The organism is Rothia aeria (assembly GCF_016726365.1).
Taxonomy (GTDB): Bacteria; Actinomycetota; Actinomycetes; order Actinomycetales; family Micrococcaceae; genus Rothia; species Rothia aeria.
Map to the genome: position 1 here is coordinate 15,187 of NZ_CP068102.1, position 17,127 is coordinate 32,313.

At 55.8% G+C, this 17,127-nt stretch carries 13 protein-coding genes; 12 read left to right on the top strand and 1 reads right to left on the bottom strand.

From position 1 onward, the window contains the following. Positions 1-262 precede the first annotated feature (262 nt). The 4 genes from ileS (at position 263) to I6I94_RS00085 (ending at position 6,653) form a co-directional block, all read left to right on the top strand. Positions 263-3,610 carry an isoleucine--tRNA ligase gene (gene ileS / locus I6I94_RS00070; protein ID WP_201620727.1) on the top strand — a complete coding sequence of 1,116 codons (3,348 nt, stop codon included), beginning with the start codon at positions 263-265 and terminating at the stop codon, positions 3,608-3,610. A gap of 162 nt (positions 3,611-3,772) precedes the next feature. Further along, the gene (locus I6I94_RS00075; RefSeq protein WP_201620728.1) at positions 3,773-5,302 is read left to right on the top strand and encodes a bifunctional folylpolyglutamate synthase/dihydrofolate synthase; all 1,530 of its coding nucleotides are present in this window, start codon (positions 3,773-3,775) and stop codon (positions 5,300-5,302) included. After that, a complete protein-coding gene (locus tag I6I94_RS00080; protein WP_371518278.1) occupies positions 5,274-5,810 on the top strand; it encodes a DUF4233 domain-containing protein in 537 nt (178 codons plus the stop codon). The genes I6I94_RS00075 and I6I94_RS00080 overlap by 29 nt, the downstream gene beginning before the upstream one ends. Positions 5,811-5,996: 186 nt before the next feature. Next, on the top strand, positions 5,997-6,653 hold the full coding sequence (locus I6I94_RS00085) for a vitamin K epoxide reductase family protein (protein WP_128087850.1): 657 nt from the start codon (positions 5,997-5,999) through the stop codon (positions 6,651-6,653). Between the two features lie 96 nt (positions 6,654-6,749). On the opposite strand, the gene ndk is transcribed toward I6I94_RS00085, so the two are convergent. Continuing rightward, the gene (gene ndk / locus I6I94_RS00090; protein WP_128087849.1) at positions 6,750-7,163 is read right to left on the bottom strand and encodes a nucleoside-diphosphate kinase; all 414 of its coding nucleotides are present in this window, start codon (positions 7,161-7,163) and stop codon (positions 6,750-6,752) included. A 160-nt stretch (positions 7,164-7,323) separates the two neighbouring features. Between ndk and I6I94_RS00095 the strand changes: the two genes are divergently transcribed. The 8 genes from I6I94_RS00095 (at position 7,324) to I6I94_RS00130 (ending at position 17,123) form a co-directional block, all read left to right on the top strand. Next, positions 7,324-7,563 (top strand): nucleoside-diphosphate sugar epimerase, encoded by a 240-nt coding sequence (locus I6I94_RS00095; protein ID WP_236588879.1) that lies wholly within the window; start codon positions 7,324-7,326, stop codon positions 7,561-7,563. Positions 7,564-8,049: 486 nt separating this feature from the next. Further along, positions 8,050-11,517, top strand: coding sequence for an Rne/Rng family ribonuclease (locus I6I94_RS00100; protein ID WP_201620729.1), 3,468 nt, complete (start codon positions 8,050-8,052; stop codon positions 11,515-11,517). A 396-nt stretch (positions 11,518-11,913) separates the two neighbouring features. Beyond that, positions 11,914-12,225, top strand: a complete 312-nt coding sequence (gene rplU, locus I6I94_RS00105) for a 50S ribosomal protein L21 (RefSeq protein ID WP_006887214.1) — start codon at positions 11,914-11,916, stop codon at positions 12,223-12,225. 40 nt (positions 12,226-12,265) lie between these two features. After that, positions 12,266-12,523, top strand: a complete 258-nt coding sequence (rpmA, locus tag I6I94_RS00110; RefSeq protein WP_004004819.1) for a 50S ribosomal protein L27 — start codon at positions 12,266-12,268, stop codon at positions 12,521-12,523. A 161-nt stretch (positions 12,524-12,684) separates the two neighbouring features. Continuing rightward, positions 12,685-14,280 (top strand): GTPase ObgE, encoded by a 1,596-nt coding sequence (gene obgE / locus I6I94_RS00115; protein ID WP_128087848.1) that lies wholly within the window; start codon positions 12,685-12,687, stop codon positions 14,278-14,280. 300 nt (positions 14,281-14,580) lie between these two features. Then, positions 14,581-14,814, top strand: a complete 234-nt coding sequence (locus I6I94_RS00120) for a hypothetical protein (RefSeq protein WP_128087847.1) — start codon at positions 14,581-14,583, stop codon at positions 14,812-14,814. A gap of 19 nt (positions 14,815-14,833) precedes the next feature. Further along, positions 14,834-15,583, top strand: coding sequence for a nicotinate-nucleotide adenylyltransferase (nadD, locus tag I6I94_RS00125; protein WP_128087846.1), 750 nt, complete (start codon positions 14,834-14,836; stop codon positions 15,581-15,583). Position 15,584: 1 nt separating this feature from the next. Further along, positions 15,585-17,123 (top strand): hypothetical protein, encoded by a 1,539-nt coding sequence (locus I6I94_RS00130; protein ID WP_128087845.1) that lies wholly within the window; start codon positions 15,585-15,587, stop codon positions 17,121-17,123. Positions 17,124-17,127: the final 4 nt, after the last annotated feature.

The following is a 17,127-nucleotide window of genomic DNA, read 5'->3' on the forward strand; positions in this document are numbered from 1 at the left end:
TTAAGCCCGATACAGCTGTTAATAAGCGACTGATACTCGCGGAACGCGCCGCTCTCCGGGGGCAAAAGAGGCGAAAAGCCCACCAGCCCCGGGAGGGGTCGGTGCGTTTCGCTGTGTTAGTAAGCAAGGTGGTACCGCGCCAGTGTTCGCCCGCCTCACAGGGGGCGTGAAGGCGTCCTTGCACCCGTTTGTCCATTCCCGGCATTGGGTGCACCAGAAGTACCCGATGGAGGGTACCTGAACAGAAATAGGGCGCACTTATATGTCAGAGAACATCTACCCCAAGGTGAGCACGTTCGAAGCCGCAGGCAACGGCGTGAGCGCATCACCGCAATTTCCTAAACTCGAAGAAGCCGTACTCGACTATTGGAAGAAAGACGAAACCTTCCAAGCATCTATCGATAACCGCGAAGCCGGTCCCCACGGCGATAACGAATTCGTCTTCTACGATGGCCCTCCATTCGCAAACGGTCTGCCGCACTACGGGCACCTGCTCACCGGTTACGCAAAAGACCTTGTAGCACGTTACCAAACTCAGCGCGGGCATAAAGTAGAACGCCGCTTCGGCTGGGACACCCACGGTCTGCCTGCCGAGCTTGAAGCCATGAAACAGCTCGGCATGACCGATAAACAAGAAATCCTAGAGATGGGCATCGATAATTTCAACGATGCCGCACGCGCCTCCGTGCTCAAATACACCAACGAATGGGAACAATACGTGACCAGGCAGGCGCGTTGGGTGGACTTCGAGAACGACTATAAGACCCTCAACGTCGAGTACATGGAATCCGTGATCTGGGCGTTCAAACGTCTCTACGATAAAGGACTCACGTACCAAGGGTTCCGTGTTCTGCCGTACTGCTGGAAAGACGAAACCCCGTTATCGAACCATGAGCTGCGCATGGATGACGACGTCTACCAGGATCGCCAGGATCAGACCGTCACAGTAGCTTTTACCCTCACCGCTGACGACTCGCTCGCCGCCAATAAAAATATTGTCGCTGAACTGGCTGGCGTTGAGGCACTTGCCTGGACCACCACCCCCTGGACCTTACCCACCAACCAGGCGCTCGCCGTCGGACCCGACATTGAATACGTCGTAGTTCCCGGTGCCGGGGAGCATGGCGGGCGGCGCTTCCTGATCGCCGCTGATCTGCTGGGAACCTATGCGAAAGACCTTGGGTATGCGGGGGAGAGCCCCGCCGAGGATGCGGCAGCTGCCGTCACAGCGCGCTACACCGGCTCCCAGCTCGAAGGTGTGCGCTACACCCCGCTGTGGGACTATTTCGCCGATGCCGAGAAATGGGGCACAGGAACCTCCTGGCAGATTCTCGTTGCCGATTACGTGAGTACCACTGATGGTACCGGTATCGTTCATCAGGCACCCGCCTATGGTGAAGACGACCAGAAAGTTTGTGAATCCTACGATATTCCCGTGGTGCTTTCGGTAGATGAAGGCGCCAGGTTCCTCCCCCTGTTCGGGCAGCCTAGCCCTTCGGGGTCTACCGCGCTTGCGGGTATCGCCGGAGTTCAGGTTTTCGAGGCGAACCGCACCATTATTAATGCTCTTAAGGCAGATGGTGCGCTCATCGTGGAGAAATCCTATGTGCACTCCTACCCGCACTGCTGGCGCTGCCGTAATCCTCTTATTTACCGCGCCATTACCTCTTGGTATGTGAAGGTGACCGAGTTCAAAGACCGCATGTCTGAGCTGAACGAGCAGATCAACTGGATTCCTGAAAATGTCAAGTACGGGCAGTTCGGTAAGTGGGTTGAGAACGCTCGCGACTGGTCAATTTCGCGTAACCGTTTCTGGGGTTCTCCTATTCCCGTTTGGGTTTCGGACGATCCAAATTATCCCCGTGTTGATGTTTACGGATCGCTCGAAGAACTCAAGGCTGACTTCGGTCGCCTGCCGCTGAACAAGGAGGGGCAGCCAGATCTGCACCGTCCCTATATTGATGAGCTGACGCGTCCAAACCCTGATGATCCAACGGGTAAGTCTACGATGCGTCGTGTCGAAGACGTGCTGGACGTATGGTTTGACTCCGGATCGATGCCGTATGCGCAGGTTCACTATCCCTTCGAGAATAAGGACTGGTTCGAGAACCATTATCCGGCGGATTTCATAGTTGAGTATATTGGTCAGACCCGCGGTTGGTTCTACACTTTGCATATTTTAGCGACCGCACTATTTGACCGTCCTGCCTTCAAGAATGTTGTCAGCCACGGCATCGTGCTTGGTTCTGACGGGCAGAAAATGTCAAAGTCGCTGCGCAACTACCCGGATGTCTCTGAAGTTCTTGACCGCGACGGCTCGGATGCTATGCGCTGGTTCCTCATGTCATCGCCGATTCTGCGCGGTGGCAACCTGATTGTGACCGAGCAGGGGATTCGTGAAGGGGTACGACAGGTGATGCTTCCGCTGTGGAACGTCTATCACTTCTTCGCTCTCTATGCGAATGCTGCCAACAAAGGCGCGGGATATACGGCACAGGTGAAGTACGATTCGCAGCATGTGATGGACCGCTTTATCTTGGGTAAAACCCGGGAGCTGGTACAGCAGGTTACCGCGGACATGGACTCTTACGATATCTGGAGTGCCTGCGAGCATCTGCGTCTTTATGCTGATGCTCTTACCAACTGGTATGTGCGCCGCTCACGTGAACGTTTCTTTGACGAAGACCCAGATGCCTTCGATACCCTGTACACCGCTTTGGTGACAGTATCAAAGGTAGCGGCGTCACTTCTGCCGCTCACGACCGAAGAAATCTACCGTGGCCTGACCGGCGAGCGTTCGGTACATCTTGCCGACTGGCCTGCCGCTGAAGACTTTGCTGATGAATCTGAGCTGCTTTCGCTCATGGAAACCGTACGGGCGGTATGCTCTACAGGGTCTTCTCTGCGTAAAGAGAAGAAGATCCGTGTGCGTCAGCCTCTGCAATCGCTCACGGCGGCCATCGCCAACGAGCAGTTCGCACAGCTGGAAACCGCATTCGGTGCTAAGGGCGCCGATTACTTCGCCAAGATTGTGAAGGACGAGCTGAACCTGCGTGAGGTTATCCTCGTGAATGCACAGGACGCTAACCCCGCCGACTACGGTATCTCGCAGCAGTTGAAGGTGAATGCCCGTGCCGCAGGTCCCCGCCTTGGTAAACAGGTTCAGACAGCTATTAAGGCATCGAAATCTGGCGATTGGACAATCGCCGATGACGGCACTGTGACCGTTGCTTTCGACACTATCGACGGTGGGCTTGCATTAGTTGACGGCGAATATGAGCTGGTAACCGTGGTAGCTTCTTCGGATGACGGTACCGAGCGTGAAGCGGCAGCCGTGCTGCCCGGCGGTTTCCTAGTGCTGAATATCGAATTAACCGATGAACTTGTGGCGGAAGGTATTGCCCGCGATACTATTCGCGCTATTCAGCAGGCCCGTAAAGATGCCGGACTGAATGTCTCCGACCGCATTAACCTAACGGTAAGTGCACCGCAGGACACCCTGGAGGCTCTGCACACCCACGAGGAACTGGTCACTGGCGAGACCCTAGCGGTTTCCCTGGACCTCACGGAGGGCGAGAGCCTGACCATTACGGTTGCAAAAGCCGCATAGAATAGGGGCAATATAGCCGCTAAGCCGCCCCGGCACATATAACACACCACGGTATGTACCGTGCTGGGGCGGCTATACACCCAAAAACATATGCCGCATGAGGCAGCACCCTGGTAGAGATACTGTGCCGCACAGCTTGATACCGGCCAAGGAAAGAACACTATGAGCGAGATGAGCTACCCAGCAATCCCGAACCCCGAAGGGGTTGAACGCGTCTACGGTGAATTGCTGGCACGCGCCCCCGAAAATAAGATGGCTCCCCGGCTGGATGCGGTTCGTCGAGCCGTTGAAATCCTTGGGGATGTGCACCGCGCCGCCCCGGTCATCCACATCACCGGAACTAACGGTAAAACCAGTACCGCCCGCATGATTGAATCGCTTTTGTTGGCTCATGATCTGCGCACCGGGCGTTTTACGAGCCCGCATCTCGAAAGCGTTACTGAGCGCATCAGCATTAACGGTGAACCGGTGCCTGATGCCACGTTCGTGCGCGTTTGGGATGAAATTTTGCCGTACCTCACTCTTGTGGACGAAGAATTTGCTGCACGCGGAGAACCAAAACTTACGTTCTTTGAGTCCATCACTGTGCTTGCTTTCGCTATTTTTGCCGATGAGCCCGTGGATGTGGTGATTCTAGAAGTCGGGATCGGCGGTTCATGGGATTCTACGAATGTAGCCGACGGTATTGTCTCTGTCGTGGCACCCGTCGGCCTTGATCATACCGATATGCTGGGGGATAGTCTGGCTGAGATTGCAACGGAAAAAGCCGGGATTATTAAACCCGACGGATACCTTATTTCTGCGGCGCAAGACCCTGAAGTAGCGACCATACTCCTTGATACTGCTCGTAAGCAGAACGCCAAGTACGCCTTCGAAGGTGTTGAATTTGGTGTGGTTGAGCGTGCCCGCGCGGTCGGGGGGCAGCTTTTGACTCTCCGAGGTTTAGCAGGAGAATACCCCGATATTGAGCTCCCCCTACACGGTGAGCACCAGGGGCAGAACGCATCATTAGCTCTTGCCGCAGTCGAGGCATTTTTCGGTGGGGATCGTGCCCTTGCGCGAGATGTAGTACTCGCCGGATTTGCTCAGGTACGTTCGCCAGGGCGACTTGAGATGATTCGTAGCGAGCCTTTGGTAGTGCTTGACGCCGCTCATAACCCGCATGGGGTGCGCGCCGCATCTACGGCTTTTAAAGAGGCATTTGAACTGTCCCATGTGCATGCAGTCGTCGGTATTCTAGGCGAAAAAGACGCTCTCGGTATTTTTGAAGTGCTTCGTGAAGAATACGTAGACTCAACCGATGCTACCTTCCGGTTGTATCTTTCTGCCTCAGATTCTTCCCGAGCCATTGCCCCGGAAGAACTTCAAGAGATCGCCCTCGACGCCGGGTTCGACGAAAACATTATTACGGTATGTAACCACTTGGATGAGGCGCTTGCCACCGGCATGGAAAACGCCCTCTTTGAGCAGGAATCTGCTGGTGTGTTGGTCACAGGATCGGTCACGGTCATTGGGGAGGCGCGTACCCTGCTGGCACAGCCCGAGGAGAGCCCCACAGCTTCCCGGCCCGCCCCTGAAGGACTTGATAGTGATATAGGGCTTATCCCCAGCGCCGCACCGGACGGTGGGCTGTTGGATGACATTTTGGCGGAGCTGGCCCACGATGAACCTGAAAGTGACGAAACGCAGTAGCGACACCCTCACCGGCCCCGAAAGTTTGAACAGGAGAGCTGTGGCACAGAACAATCCCGAGAAAAAACAGTTCCTAACTCGCGCCCAGCGTGACTGGAAGCCGGGGATGAAGAAAAAATCCCGTTCAGTGAAAGTCATGTTTGCCTCAACAATTCTAGTACTGGAGGCTTTTGTGGCCTTCTTCGGCACTCTAGCGGTATTCGGGCATCATTTCAGCGACCCCGTTGAGATAAAAATCCTCATCTGGGCTGTGGGGCTGGCGGTCGCAGCGGTGCTCATGCTGCTGCCCGCCCAGCTGAAATCCTCCTGGGGATACACCGCAGGGTGGGTACTCCAAGTGGCTCTGCTTGCGCTGTCGGCATTGACTCTGCCGCTTACCCTTATCGTAGTGGTCGGGTTTGTAGGGTGCTGGTGGTATGGCCTGCGGGCGGGCACACGGTTGGATGCTGAAAATAAGGCACGTGAGGCCGAACAAGCAGAATGGGAACGCCAGCATCCACAGCACTGACCTATGAGGATGCATAGCTGCACCCACTCCGGGGTGTGCACATGAAAAGGGATGGTGGTGCATCCCTGCTATATCCGCACAAGGTCTGGAGCTTAACGGGAAGAAAATAACAGGTTAAGATAGCTAAATAGGCTTTGCGCTGCAACCGTCGAATCCGACTGTATTCATATCAACCAGGAGAAGCATATGAGCGTTGAACAGGGCACCCAGGAGCACAACGAGGACACACTGTCCGCATCAGGATCGGCAGATAGTCTAGAGCCGCAATCCTCTGAACGCTCACTTGCCGTGTGGCTGATGGTGACGGCCACAGTTGCGCTCGCCTCATCAGCTATGTTGGTGCATGAGCGCCTACAGATTTTTATTGATGCAGGTCACAGCTCGCTGTGCGATATTAACGCTCTCCTTAACTGCGGTACCGTGATGCGCACCCCGCAGGCGGAACTTTTCGGCTTCCCCAACCCGTTCATTGGGCTGGTTGCTTTCCCCATCCTCATGACTATTGCGATGGGTACTTTAGCTGGGGCGCGGTATAAAAAATGGTTCTGGTTGGCAACCAATGCAGGCCTGGGGGCTGCAGTGGTCTTTGTGCTGTGGCTCTGGTTTGAAACAACGTTCGTGATAAATGCTCTCTGCCTGTTCTGCATGATCGTATGGGTGATGACGATCATCATGTTCGTGAAGGTGACGATTCGAAATATCGTCGAGGGAGTTATCCCCGCTTCAGAACAAGTGCGGCAGAGCGCAACGGGGTGGACCTGGTTTAGTATTTTGCTTCTGGTCCTGCTGATATTCGGGATTATTATTATCCGGTTCTTCAACGTGTTCATGGGCATGATGTAGCCGAAACTACTGGGTGTTTCGAAGCACCCACTATGGGGCTTGGGGTCTGCAGAAACAACAATATTTCTGCAGACCCCAAGCTTTTATGATGGTGTTTTACGCCAGCCAAAGAGCAATTTCACGTTTGGCTGAGGCGGGGGAATCGGAGGCGTGCACCAGGTTCTTCTGCACGGAATCGCCCCAGTCACGCCCTAAGTCTCCGCGAATGGTGCCCGGTGCTGCTAGGGTCGGGTCTGAGGTACCGAGCATGGAGCGCACCCCCTCAATGACGCGCTCTCCCGAAAGAACAGCAGCAACCACGGAGCCAGAAACCATAAAATCCACGAGGGGCTGGTAGAAAGGCTTGCCTTCATGCTCTGCGTAGTGCTGGGCCAGAAGTTCTTTGGTGGGCTGAAGCATTTTCAGCTTCTCAATCGTGTACCCTTTTGATTCAAAGCGGCTCAAAATTTGGCCGATCAGCCCACGTTCAACACCATCGGGCTTCACCAGGATGAGGGTACGCTCGCTCATGATTTGCTCCTTCACAGGTTGGTGAGTTGGTGTTCACCATCATAGGGTATGCAGCTGTGGCTGGTTCAATGATGCGCTTTGCGCTGCGGCTGGCTGTTGCTGTGCGGCGGTGCGTATAATGGGGTAACTGGAGAGACCCGTTAACCTCTAGGAGATATCTGTGAAAGTCCTCGGCACCACTATGATGCTTGCATCGGCCGTTGTATTTTTGACGGCGCTGTTTTTGCTGACGGCTGGTCATTTCTCTCTCCTGTGGGTGATACTTCTGATCATTGCCCCGTTTGTTTTTATGGTGGGTATCCCGTTCGCTACCGGGTCTGGTCCGGAATATTTGCCGACTGACCCGAGACTGGCACAGCAAGAACGTGAAAAACGTGATGCCGAACTGGGCCTGGGGTAGTAGCAGCTCAAATAGCTAAAATACCACCACCGTAGCGTGGAGGAGCGGCGTGTTGATTTGTGCATCACGCCGCTTTTTCTGTGTTGACGTGTGAAGCATCTGTGGGTGTTTATCCCCAAATATGGCGGGTGAGGGCGTGAATGTGAGAGAATAGCAGAGGTGCGCCTTTTGACCCGCATGTAAAGGGCGCATCCGGTATTTTCGTCGAGGGGAATGCCTTAGGCCGCAGAACGTTTACGCGGCGAGATACCCCCGAAGTCTGGCGTTGATGGAAGTCCGCTGGCTCGACCGAAAAAATCGGCCCATTTAGTGCGGGGTGTTTCTATGAATGCGAAAGGACGCTCCGCCGCTCGCCTCCGCGGTAGTTGCGCATAGTGTGCGCACCCGGGGGCTTGAGCTGTGAATAGGGTAGATAGGCTTATGCGCGTGCGCGCAACGAATGCTAGTGCGTCAAGATGCGGCTTGGGAGCACCAAGAGAAGGAAATATGGCTGAAGAGATGAACGCCAATGAATCCGGCCTGAATATGGGTGTTTTGGCCGACATCGCATCACTTGCGAGTGAGAAGAATGTCTCTGATGAGACGGTGCGTTCCCTGAATGAGAAAGTGCCGGGAGCGGATAAGGCCGATCAGGCCGAGAAAAAACGGGGGCGCGGTTCCTCAAAAAAGAGTACGGTTTCTCGCCGTTCCAAGGCTGAATCTGGGTCTAAGGATTCGGAGGAGCTGAGCCCTGAACGTGCAGTTGCTGAGAGCCTGAGTGATCTACGGAATTTAAAGGCGAAGCATGCTCCTGCCCCGAAAAAATCTGCCGAACCAGCTTCGGAGGATGAGGTCGCGAGCACTATCGATAGAATTTTTGAAGGCGCTGATGATGCCGCCAATAGCTCCGAATCCTCTCAGGATGAGGCAGCAGCTGAGCAGCAGACCGCCGTTTTGCCGAATACAGAGCAGGGAACTAATAAAGATATCTCCGCCGCAGAACCTGAAACTACTGAATCTGTGACTGAGAAACCCAGCTCAGAAGATTCACCCGTCACAGCGGTTCAGACCCCGGCTGCTCAGGCAGATACATCGGTTGCTACCGCTGGTACCGCCGAAGAACCGCAGGTTTCTGAACCGGAGACAGGCATTGTAGCCCTGCCGGAGGTAGATACCCCAAAGGATGAGTCTGAGGAAAAGTCCGGTTCTGAAGGGGAATCGAAAACTCTGCGTGATGTGCAGCAGCAGAAGCTTGCACAGATGCGCGCCTCGTTAACGCCACGGGCTATGCCACTGTTTTATTCTCCAAATGTTGCTGAGCTTTCAGCGGCAGCAACTCTTGAGTATGAGCAGCAGCGTGCGGCACGTATTGAGGCCGAGCGTGCGGCACGGATGGCTCGTCGTCTTGAGGAGGTTGCTGCTGAGGCTGAGGTGACAAGTCACCGCCGCCGCCGTCGTCGTCGCGGTACCGAGGATATTGAGATTGAGGGCAGTGATGACGATGAGGTGGAGACCGTCACGAAGGTGCGTGCACCGCGTCTGCCGGATTCTCACACTTCAAACACTGTTACTGGTGTGCGCGGTTCAACCCGCCTTGAAGCTAAACGTGCCCGCCGCCGCGAGTCCCGGTCGATGGGACGCCGCCGTCACATTGTGACTGAGGCGGAGTTTTTGGCGCGCCGCGAGTCTGTGGACCGGCAGATGCTGGTGCGGCAGAAGGATGACCGTATCCAGATCGCTGTGCTTGAGGATGGGGTGCTCGCGGAGCATTTTGTGTCGAAGACGCAGCAGGATTCGCTGATCGGTAACGTGTACCTGGGGAAGGTTCAGAACGTACTGCCGTCAATGGAGGCGGCGTTCGTCGATATTGGGCGTGGCCGGAATGCTGTGCTGTATGCCGGTGAGGTGAACTGGGATGTGAGCGGTCTTGAGGGTACTCCCCGCAAGATTGAGAACGCCTTAAAACCTGGTGATTCGGTGCTGGTGCAGGTCACTAAAGACCCGATTGGGCAGAAAGGCGCCCGCCTGACGAGCCAGGTGTCTTTGCCGGGGCGTTTTTTGGTGTACGTGCCGGGCGGCTCAATGACCGGTATTTCACGTAAGCTTCCCGATACTGAGCGTGCGCGTTTGAAGAAGATTTTGAAGGATAAGCTGCCTGATGGGGCGGGCGTGATTGTGCGTACCGCCGCTGAGGGTGCTTCTGAGGAGGAACTGACTCACGACATTAACCGTCTGCGTGCGCAGTGGGAGGAGATCCAGCAGCAGGCTAACTCCCGTAAGGTGCTTGCCCCAGAGATGCTGTATCAGGAGCCTGACCTGATGATTAAGACGGTGCGTGATGTGTTCAATGAGGATTTCACCGCCATGCAGGTGCAGGGTGCTGACGCTTGGGATTCGATTGAAGCGTACGTGACCTATGTGGCCCCGGATTTGATGGGACGGCTGCAGAAGTGGGAAGGGGAAGATGACCTTTTCGACCACTACCGCGTGAATGAGCAGCTATCGAAGGCCCTGGACCGCAAGGTGTATCTGCCCTCGGGCGGTTCGCTGGTGATCGACCGCACCGAGGCTATGACCGTGGTGGATGTGAACACCGGTAAGTTCACTGGTAGCGGCGGCAACCTTGAGGAGACCGTCACCAAGAATAACTTGGAGGCGGCTGAGGAGATCGTGCGTCAGCTTCGCCTGCGTGATATCGGCGGCATTATTGTGATCGATTTTATCGATATGGTGCTCGAATCGAACCGTGACCTTGTGCTGCGCCGCCTGATCGAGTGCTTGGGGCGCGACCGCACTAAGCACCAGGTTGCTGAAGTGACCTCCCTGGGTCTGGTGCAGATGACCCGTAAACGCCTGGGTACAGGCCTGCTTGAGGTGTTCTCACAGCAGTGCGAGTCGTGCGGTGGTCGCGGACTGTTGGTGCACGACCAGCCGCTTAGCGGCCGCTCGGGCGGCGCCTCAGATTTTATTCACCGCCAAGAACGCACCGACCGCAAACGTTCCCGTGCTGCGGCTAGCCGTGTTGATTCGGTGGATGCCGAGAAGGAAGAGAAGAAGGCGGAGCGCCGCAGCGCTATGGCCTCAATTGCGGCAGCATCCCAACAGCCTGATGAGGTTGAGGAGCAGGGACGTAAGAAGCGTAAGCGTCGTAAACGCTCACGCCGCACTGAGGGTGCTGAGGAGCAGAATACTCAGAACGCTCAGGGGACAGCCCCCGAGGCTGCGAGTGAACAGGCTCATGAGTATGTGGCTCAGGCTGAGGCGAAGATCGCTAAGATTGACGACGATTCCCATTGGAGCGGCGAGCAGGGCGCGTTTACGGCGCAGGATTTCGCGGACTCGTACAGCCCTGAGCTGGATTCCCGGTTTACGCGTAGCTCTGCCCGGTATGAGGCTATTAGGGCGGGCGAGGCGAAGGCTCGTGCGTCGCAGAAGGCAGGCCGTATCGCGCGCACGGAGGGCGGCGGTTTCCGGTCGAAACGGGTTGAGGATGAGCAGGCCCAGAAAACCCGCGATGACGTGCGGGTGGAGGACGTTCATGAGTCCCCCAAGAAGAGCCGCCGTTCGCGCCGTGCCGTCTCCGCTGATGGGGCTGCACAGGGGGGCCAAACCGCCGTTTCGGGTGTGGTAGGTCACGCCCCCGCAGCTGATGCGGGTGCGCCGCGTGTTTCGGGTGTCATCCGCGTGGGTGGTTCTGCCGGGGCTCAGGTCACTGAGGCTGAGCCGGTGAAGCAGGCGTCTACGGCTGCTGCTGAACCGGCGGCCGCGCCACGTAAGCGTCGTTCTCGTCGTGCGGCGTCTTCGGCGGGTGCACAGTCGAAGGTTGTGACGGTGGATGCCGCCGAGTCGGCTCATGGTTCGGTGGTGGCTTCGGCTTCTGTGGCGGACGCGAAAGCCCCCGTCGAATCCGAAACCCCGACCCTTTTCGGCATCGGTGTTTCCGCTGCCGATATTAAACGAGCTGGCAAAGAATAGGGCCTAGATCTGCTCGTATCGGAAATAACAATAACGCCGGTACCACAAGTCCGAAGGTGACTGCGGTGCTGGCGTTGTTATTTACTGCCCAAAGGGTTGGATTGCGTCTAAACCCGCGCATGCAGTATCCTTAACGATTGGTATTTATCTCAGTGAAGCCCTATCGACGCAGGGTCAGCGGGAGATACCACTTCTGGAAGCCCTTATTACAGCGTTTCTGGAAGACACCACCGGCAGACCGAGCGTGTACCCAACTGGGCAATCCCACGAGGGACACGGGCCGCATCCACACCAGGATCATATGAGATACCTGTGGAGCGCACAGCAATGAAAGCGCAGGCTGTCTGCACGTGTGAGATACGAAGAAGCAAGATGTCGAGAAAAGTGAGTCCCAAAGTGGCATACGCGATTGTACGCGCTGGCGGCCGCCAGGAGAAGGTCTCCGTCGGAGACAAAATTACCCTTGACCGTGTTGCAGGTGAACCCGGTAGCACCATCGAGCTGCCCGTACTGCTGCTCGTTGACGGTGACAAGATCACCGCTGACGCAAAGTCCCTGGCTTCCGCCAAGGTAACTGCTGAAAAGATTGAAGACCTGCGCGGTCCGAAGATCGTTATTCAGAAGTACAAGAACAAGACCGGTTACAAGAAGCGTCAGGGCTTCCGCGCTGAGCTGACCACCGTTAAGATCACCGCAATCAACGCGTAATCTTAACCACCGGATATAAACCTTAAGGTAGGAAAACAGAATGGCACATAAGAAGGGCGCAAGCTCCACCCGCAACGGTCGTGACTCGAACCCCCAGTACCTCGGTGTTAAGCGCTTCGGCGGTCAGACCGTCAACGCAGGCGAGATCCTTGTTCGTCAGCGCGGCACCCACTTCCACCCCGGCCTGAACGTTGGCCGCGGTGGCGACGACACCCTGTTCGCTCTGGCAGCAGGCACCGTCGAGTTCGGTACCCGCAAGGGCCGCAAGGTCGTTAACATCCTGGCAGCCGCCGAGTAAGACTCGCGCCAGTCAGGCAAGAGGGGGTAGGCTTCACGGCTTACCCCCTCTTACCGTATGCTTAAACACCGGTAGCCCACCGCCAACAGTAACGGCGGTGCCTGCGCGCTCATAGTGGCGCGCTAACACATCACACGTGAAAATGTAGAAGGAGAACACCCGTGGCAGAATTCGTGGACCGCGTGGTCCTGCATGTATCCGGCGGTCGCGGCGGCAACGGTTGTGTTTCCGTACGCCGTGAAAAATTTAAGCCGCTCGGCGGCCCCAACGGTGGTAACGGCGGCAATGGTGGGGACGTGATTTTGCGTGTCGATAACCAGACCACCACGCTATTGGAATACCACCACAGCCCCCACCAGCACGCCCCTAATGGAGATATTGGCCGCGGCGATATGCACCACGGATACAACGGTGAGAACCTAGTGCTCACAGTACCTCAGGGAACCGTTGTTAAAGACCGTGACGGTAACGTGCTTGCCGACCTGCTGCCTGTAGGCGATGAATATATTGCCGCACGGGGCGGTCAGGGCGGCCTTGGAAACGCCGCGCTGGCATCGACCAAACGTAAAGCTCCCGGTTTCGCACTCCTTGGTATTCCTGGGGAGGAAACTGACATTGTTCTAGAGCTTAAGTCTATTGCTGATATTGCGCTTGTTGGATACCCCTCAGCCGGTAAATCGTCGCTGATCGCTGCTATCTCTGCGGCTCGGCCCAAAATCGCTGACTATCCTTTTACCACTCTTATCCCAAACTTGGGTGTTGTGCAGGCAGGCGATGTTCGGTACACGGTTGCGGATGTTCCCGGTCTGATTGAAGGCGCCTCCGAAGGTAAGGGGTTGGGTCACCGTTTCTTACGCCATGTTGAGCGCTCCTCTGCGCTGGTGCACGTAATTGATTGTGCCACCCTGGAGCCTGGCCGAGACCCCATGAGCGATTTTGAGGTTATTCGCGGCGAGCTCGAAAACTATGAGGTGGACCCCACTGCTGGCGTGACCGTGCCGCTCAACGAGCGCCCCCAGATGATCGTTCTCAACAAAATTGATGTACCCGAGGCGCGTGAACTTGCTGATTTCGTGCGACCCGATTTTGAGAAGATGGGGTATCGGGTGTTTGAGATCTCAACGGCCTCCCATGAAGGGCTTAAACCGCTTATATTCGCGATGGCTAACCTTGTTGAAGAAGACCGCCAGAAACGTGCCAGTGAAAATGATAAACCTGTGGCTGATGCCCCCGTTGTGCGGCCCAAAGGGTTCCGTTCTAAGAAGAAACAAGAGTTCATTATTCGCCGTGAGGAGCGCAATCTTGAGCCGCTCTTTAGGGTTATTGGGGAGAAACCGGAGCGTTGGATTCAGCAGACTGACTTCAATAATGACGAGGCTGTTGGGTACCTGGCGGATCGTCTGGCGAAGCTGGGCGTTGAGGATGAGCTTTTCAAATCTGGTGCTCGTGCCGGGGATGCCGTAGTTATTGGTGAGGACGATAACTCTGTGGTCTTCGACTGGGAGCCCACAATGGTCGGCGGTGCTGAGCTTCTGTCTTCTCCGCGCGGTACCGATACTCGCCTCGAAGAGATTATTCGTCCCACCCGTGCGCAGAAACGTGAGGAATATAAAGAACGCATGGATGCGAAAGCTGAGGCCCGTGCAGAGCTTGAGCAGGAACGTGTCGCGGGCGTGTGGACCGAGTCTGTGGAATACCGTAAAAAGTTGAAGGAGAAGCGCCCCACTGAGGGAATCGACATGCCCGATGCTGAGTAACCCAATGTAAGCTCCTGGTGTATTAGCTGCCACACAATAGCTGTGTTCGCTAGGGGCATACATGCTACCTCTTGACACATATCTATGTGAGGTTCACGTCAGAAAAAGCCTGCTAGCGCCCCTCGAATAGGCTACGGCGCTCACATCAAGGGCTAATAACGGAGATGGGTATACAAAAACGTGGTTAATGCACATCCAATACTGTGCAGTCAATACCCGTGATTTACCCGATTTTCGCCGCAACACGGTAGCATAGAAACATATGAGGATTTTTACCTAAGTTGAAAGGACATCACATACGTGAGTACCGCTATTCTTGCACACGGCGCTGGTGCTGAGCATGCAGACGGTATGTTGCTGGGCCTGCCCACCTACATGTATGGTGTGATCGCCGCCGTGGTCTTTGCTGTTCTTCTGTTGATAACCCTGTCATACAGCGGCCGTGGCATTGTTCGTCCTGACCACGCACCTGAAGCTTTTGATGATGAAGAGGCTAAGCTGCTCAAGGAATACAATTCGAGGCACGGTCAGTAACCGGAAGATTATATAGACTGTGACACCTCAGCCTTCTCGAATTAATATCGAATCGATTCCGCCGCGAACTTCTGGCCGTACCCGGCTGGGGGTTATGGGTGGTACGTTTGACCCCATCCACCATGGCCACTTAGTGGCGGCTAGCGAAGTTGCCGCTGTGTTCGACCTTGACGAAGTGGTGTTCGTACCCACAGGGCAGCCTTGGCAGAAAACAGGGCAGCGGCGAGTCAGCGATCCTGAGCACAGGTACCTCATGACTGTGATTGCCACCGCTTCAAACCCACGGTTCACGGTCAGCCGTATAGATATAGATCGTGGCGGTGCAACCTACACTTTTGATACCCTTAATGAATTACGCCAGTTACGACCCGATGCTGATTTATTCTTCATCACTGGCGCGGACGCGATTAGCCAGATGATGACATGGCACAACGCGCATAAGCTGTGGGACTTAGCAAGCTTTGTGGGGGTCACACGCCCCGACCATGAGCTTGACCCGCCGGTCGGGGAGGGTAGACAGATCACTACACTTGAGATTCCTGCGATGGCGATTTCATCGACAGATATTCGCCGCCGTGCGTCTGACGGAGCACCTATCTGGTATTTGGTGCCGGATGGGGTGGTACAGTACATCAATAAGTATGGGCTGTACTCCGCCGACGATTCGACGTCAACCTATGATGCGGGTTTGCCGCGTGGGGAAGCCGTAGAGGGATCGAGCGCCCAGGGCGCGTTAGACAATGTTTATGTAACGGAAGAAGAGGGTTAGAATGACTGAATCTCAGGAAGGCACTAATAAGCCTTACGCAGAAGAGGAAGCCTACCTCTATGAGACCTATGTTACTGAAGACGGGATCGAGGTTCCTCCACCCACGAAGATGATGGGTCCACGTCGTCTGGCTCGTTACCGTGAAGAGGCAGCAGAGTATATTCGTGCTATGGGCCGCGGTAAGCTTCCAGAGCCTGTGGATCATATGGGCCCCGTGGTGAATAATCTGGTGGTCGACCCCCGTGTGCTCTCAATTCAGCGTCGTTTCGCTGCTCTTGCCGCGCAGGGTGCTATTGACATGAGCGCCAACGACGAGGATAAGCTGAACGAGCCTGAGCCGCTGACCAGCAGCCTGAACGCTATTAAGCCGAACCAGCAACAGCAGAAGAGTACAAGCAAGGACCCCTCAGATCTGAGCGCCTTGAACATTCCGCTGACCTCTTCCTTTACTGCTCCCGCACCTGAAACAAGCTCGTTACCGATGCATGATTATTTGGTGCGTGATGAGCCGAAGGTGGAATCTGATGCGGACGCTGGAACAGCCTCTGGTGCTGTGCAGAAGGAAAAAGCTAAGATCGGTTCGGCTGTTGGGGCTTCAAAGCGGCAGGCACCCCTGAACCCTAATAACCCCTGGGACACCGTCAAATCCTCTAACCCTGGTGCGGGTACCGCAATTTTGGTTCCCGATCTGGAGGAGCGCGGTATTAGCTTGACGTCGATCTCTTCTGCCTCAAAATCCGCGAAGAGTGCCGCTGCCTCGGGGACACGGAAGACCAGTTCTTCTACCGTCTCAAGCGCTGCATCGGTAGCTGCTGATACGGAAGCTGCTCCCGCCGCTACTTCAGAGGCGGGCAGCACCGGTCTTACCGCGGCAGATGTTGCTGGTGATGGTCGCAAGAGCAGCGCCTCCAATACTGCTGAGGCAGTATCGGCGGCTGATAAGCCGAGCATGACCGTTGGGCAGAGTTCCTTCGTGCAGGCTAAACAGCCCGATATTAATATCACCAAGTCCGAGCCTTCCGCCCCTGCCGCATCAGCGACAGCAGATGTACAGCAGGCAAAGCCCACGAAGCTGCCAGCACCTGTCTCCGCTGTTGATGCACAAGGGCTGGATCTGTCGGTGCTAGACAAGAAGAAGGGTGCGGCCGCCGAGAAACCGACCGCCCCGGATGCATCGTACACGCAGCAGGCAGCAGGGAGCCAGACGCCCGAGTCAGCCAGCGCATCTTTGCCGTATGCAGATAGCACTGCCGACGACCCGACGGTAGCTCTTGACCCTGATAAGGTAGGGGAGTTGGTGCGCCGCATTGTGGAGCACAACCAAGATCCTGAAGAGCAGCCGGAGCCTACGTTCAATAACTTTGCCAAGTCGGGTTACTCTGCTGCGAATACCATGGCCCAGGACGCCGTGGATTATGAAGACGAGTATGAGGATGATCTGGACGTTCCCCGTAAGCGGAGTCCTTTGAGCCTGATCCTGCTGGTCTTGTGTATCGCGGTGATCCTCATCGGCCTGTTTATAGTGCTCAGCCAGAAGTAACATG

Coding starts and splice junctions, on each gene's coding strand:
- ileS (WP_201620727.1), top strand. CDS start 263: ATGTCAGAGAACATCTACCCCAAGGTGAGCACGTTCGAAGCCGCAGGC.
- I6I94_RS00075 (WP_201620728.1), top strand. CDS start 3,773: ATGAGCGAGATGAGCTACCCAGCAATCCCGAACCCCGAAGGGGTTGAA.
- I6I94_RS00080 (WP_371518278.1), top strand. CDS start 5,274: ATGAACCTGAAAGTGACGAAACGCAGTAGCGACACCCTCACCGGCCCC.
- I6I94_RS00085 (WP_128087850.1), top strand. CDS start 5,997: ATGAGCGTTGAACAGGGCACCCAGGAGCACAACGAGGACACACTGTCC.
- ndk (WP_128087849.1), bottom strand. CDS start 7,163: ATGAGCGAGCGTACCCTCATCCTGGTGAAGCCCGATGGTGTTGAACGT.
- I6I94_RS00100 (WP_201620729.1), top strand. CDS start 8,050: ATGGCTGAAGAGATGAACGCCAATGAATCCGGCCTGAATATGGGTGTT.
- rpmA (WP_004004819.1), top strand. CDS start 12,266: ATGGCACATAAGAAGGGCGCAAGCTCCACCCGCAACGGTCGTGACTCG.
- I6I94_RS00130 (WP_128087845.1), top strand. CDS start 15,585: ATGACTGAATCTCAGGAAGGCACTAATAAGCCTTACGCAGAAGAGGAA.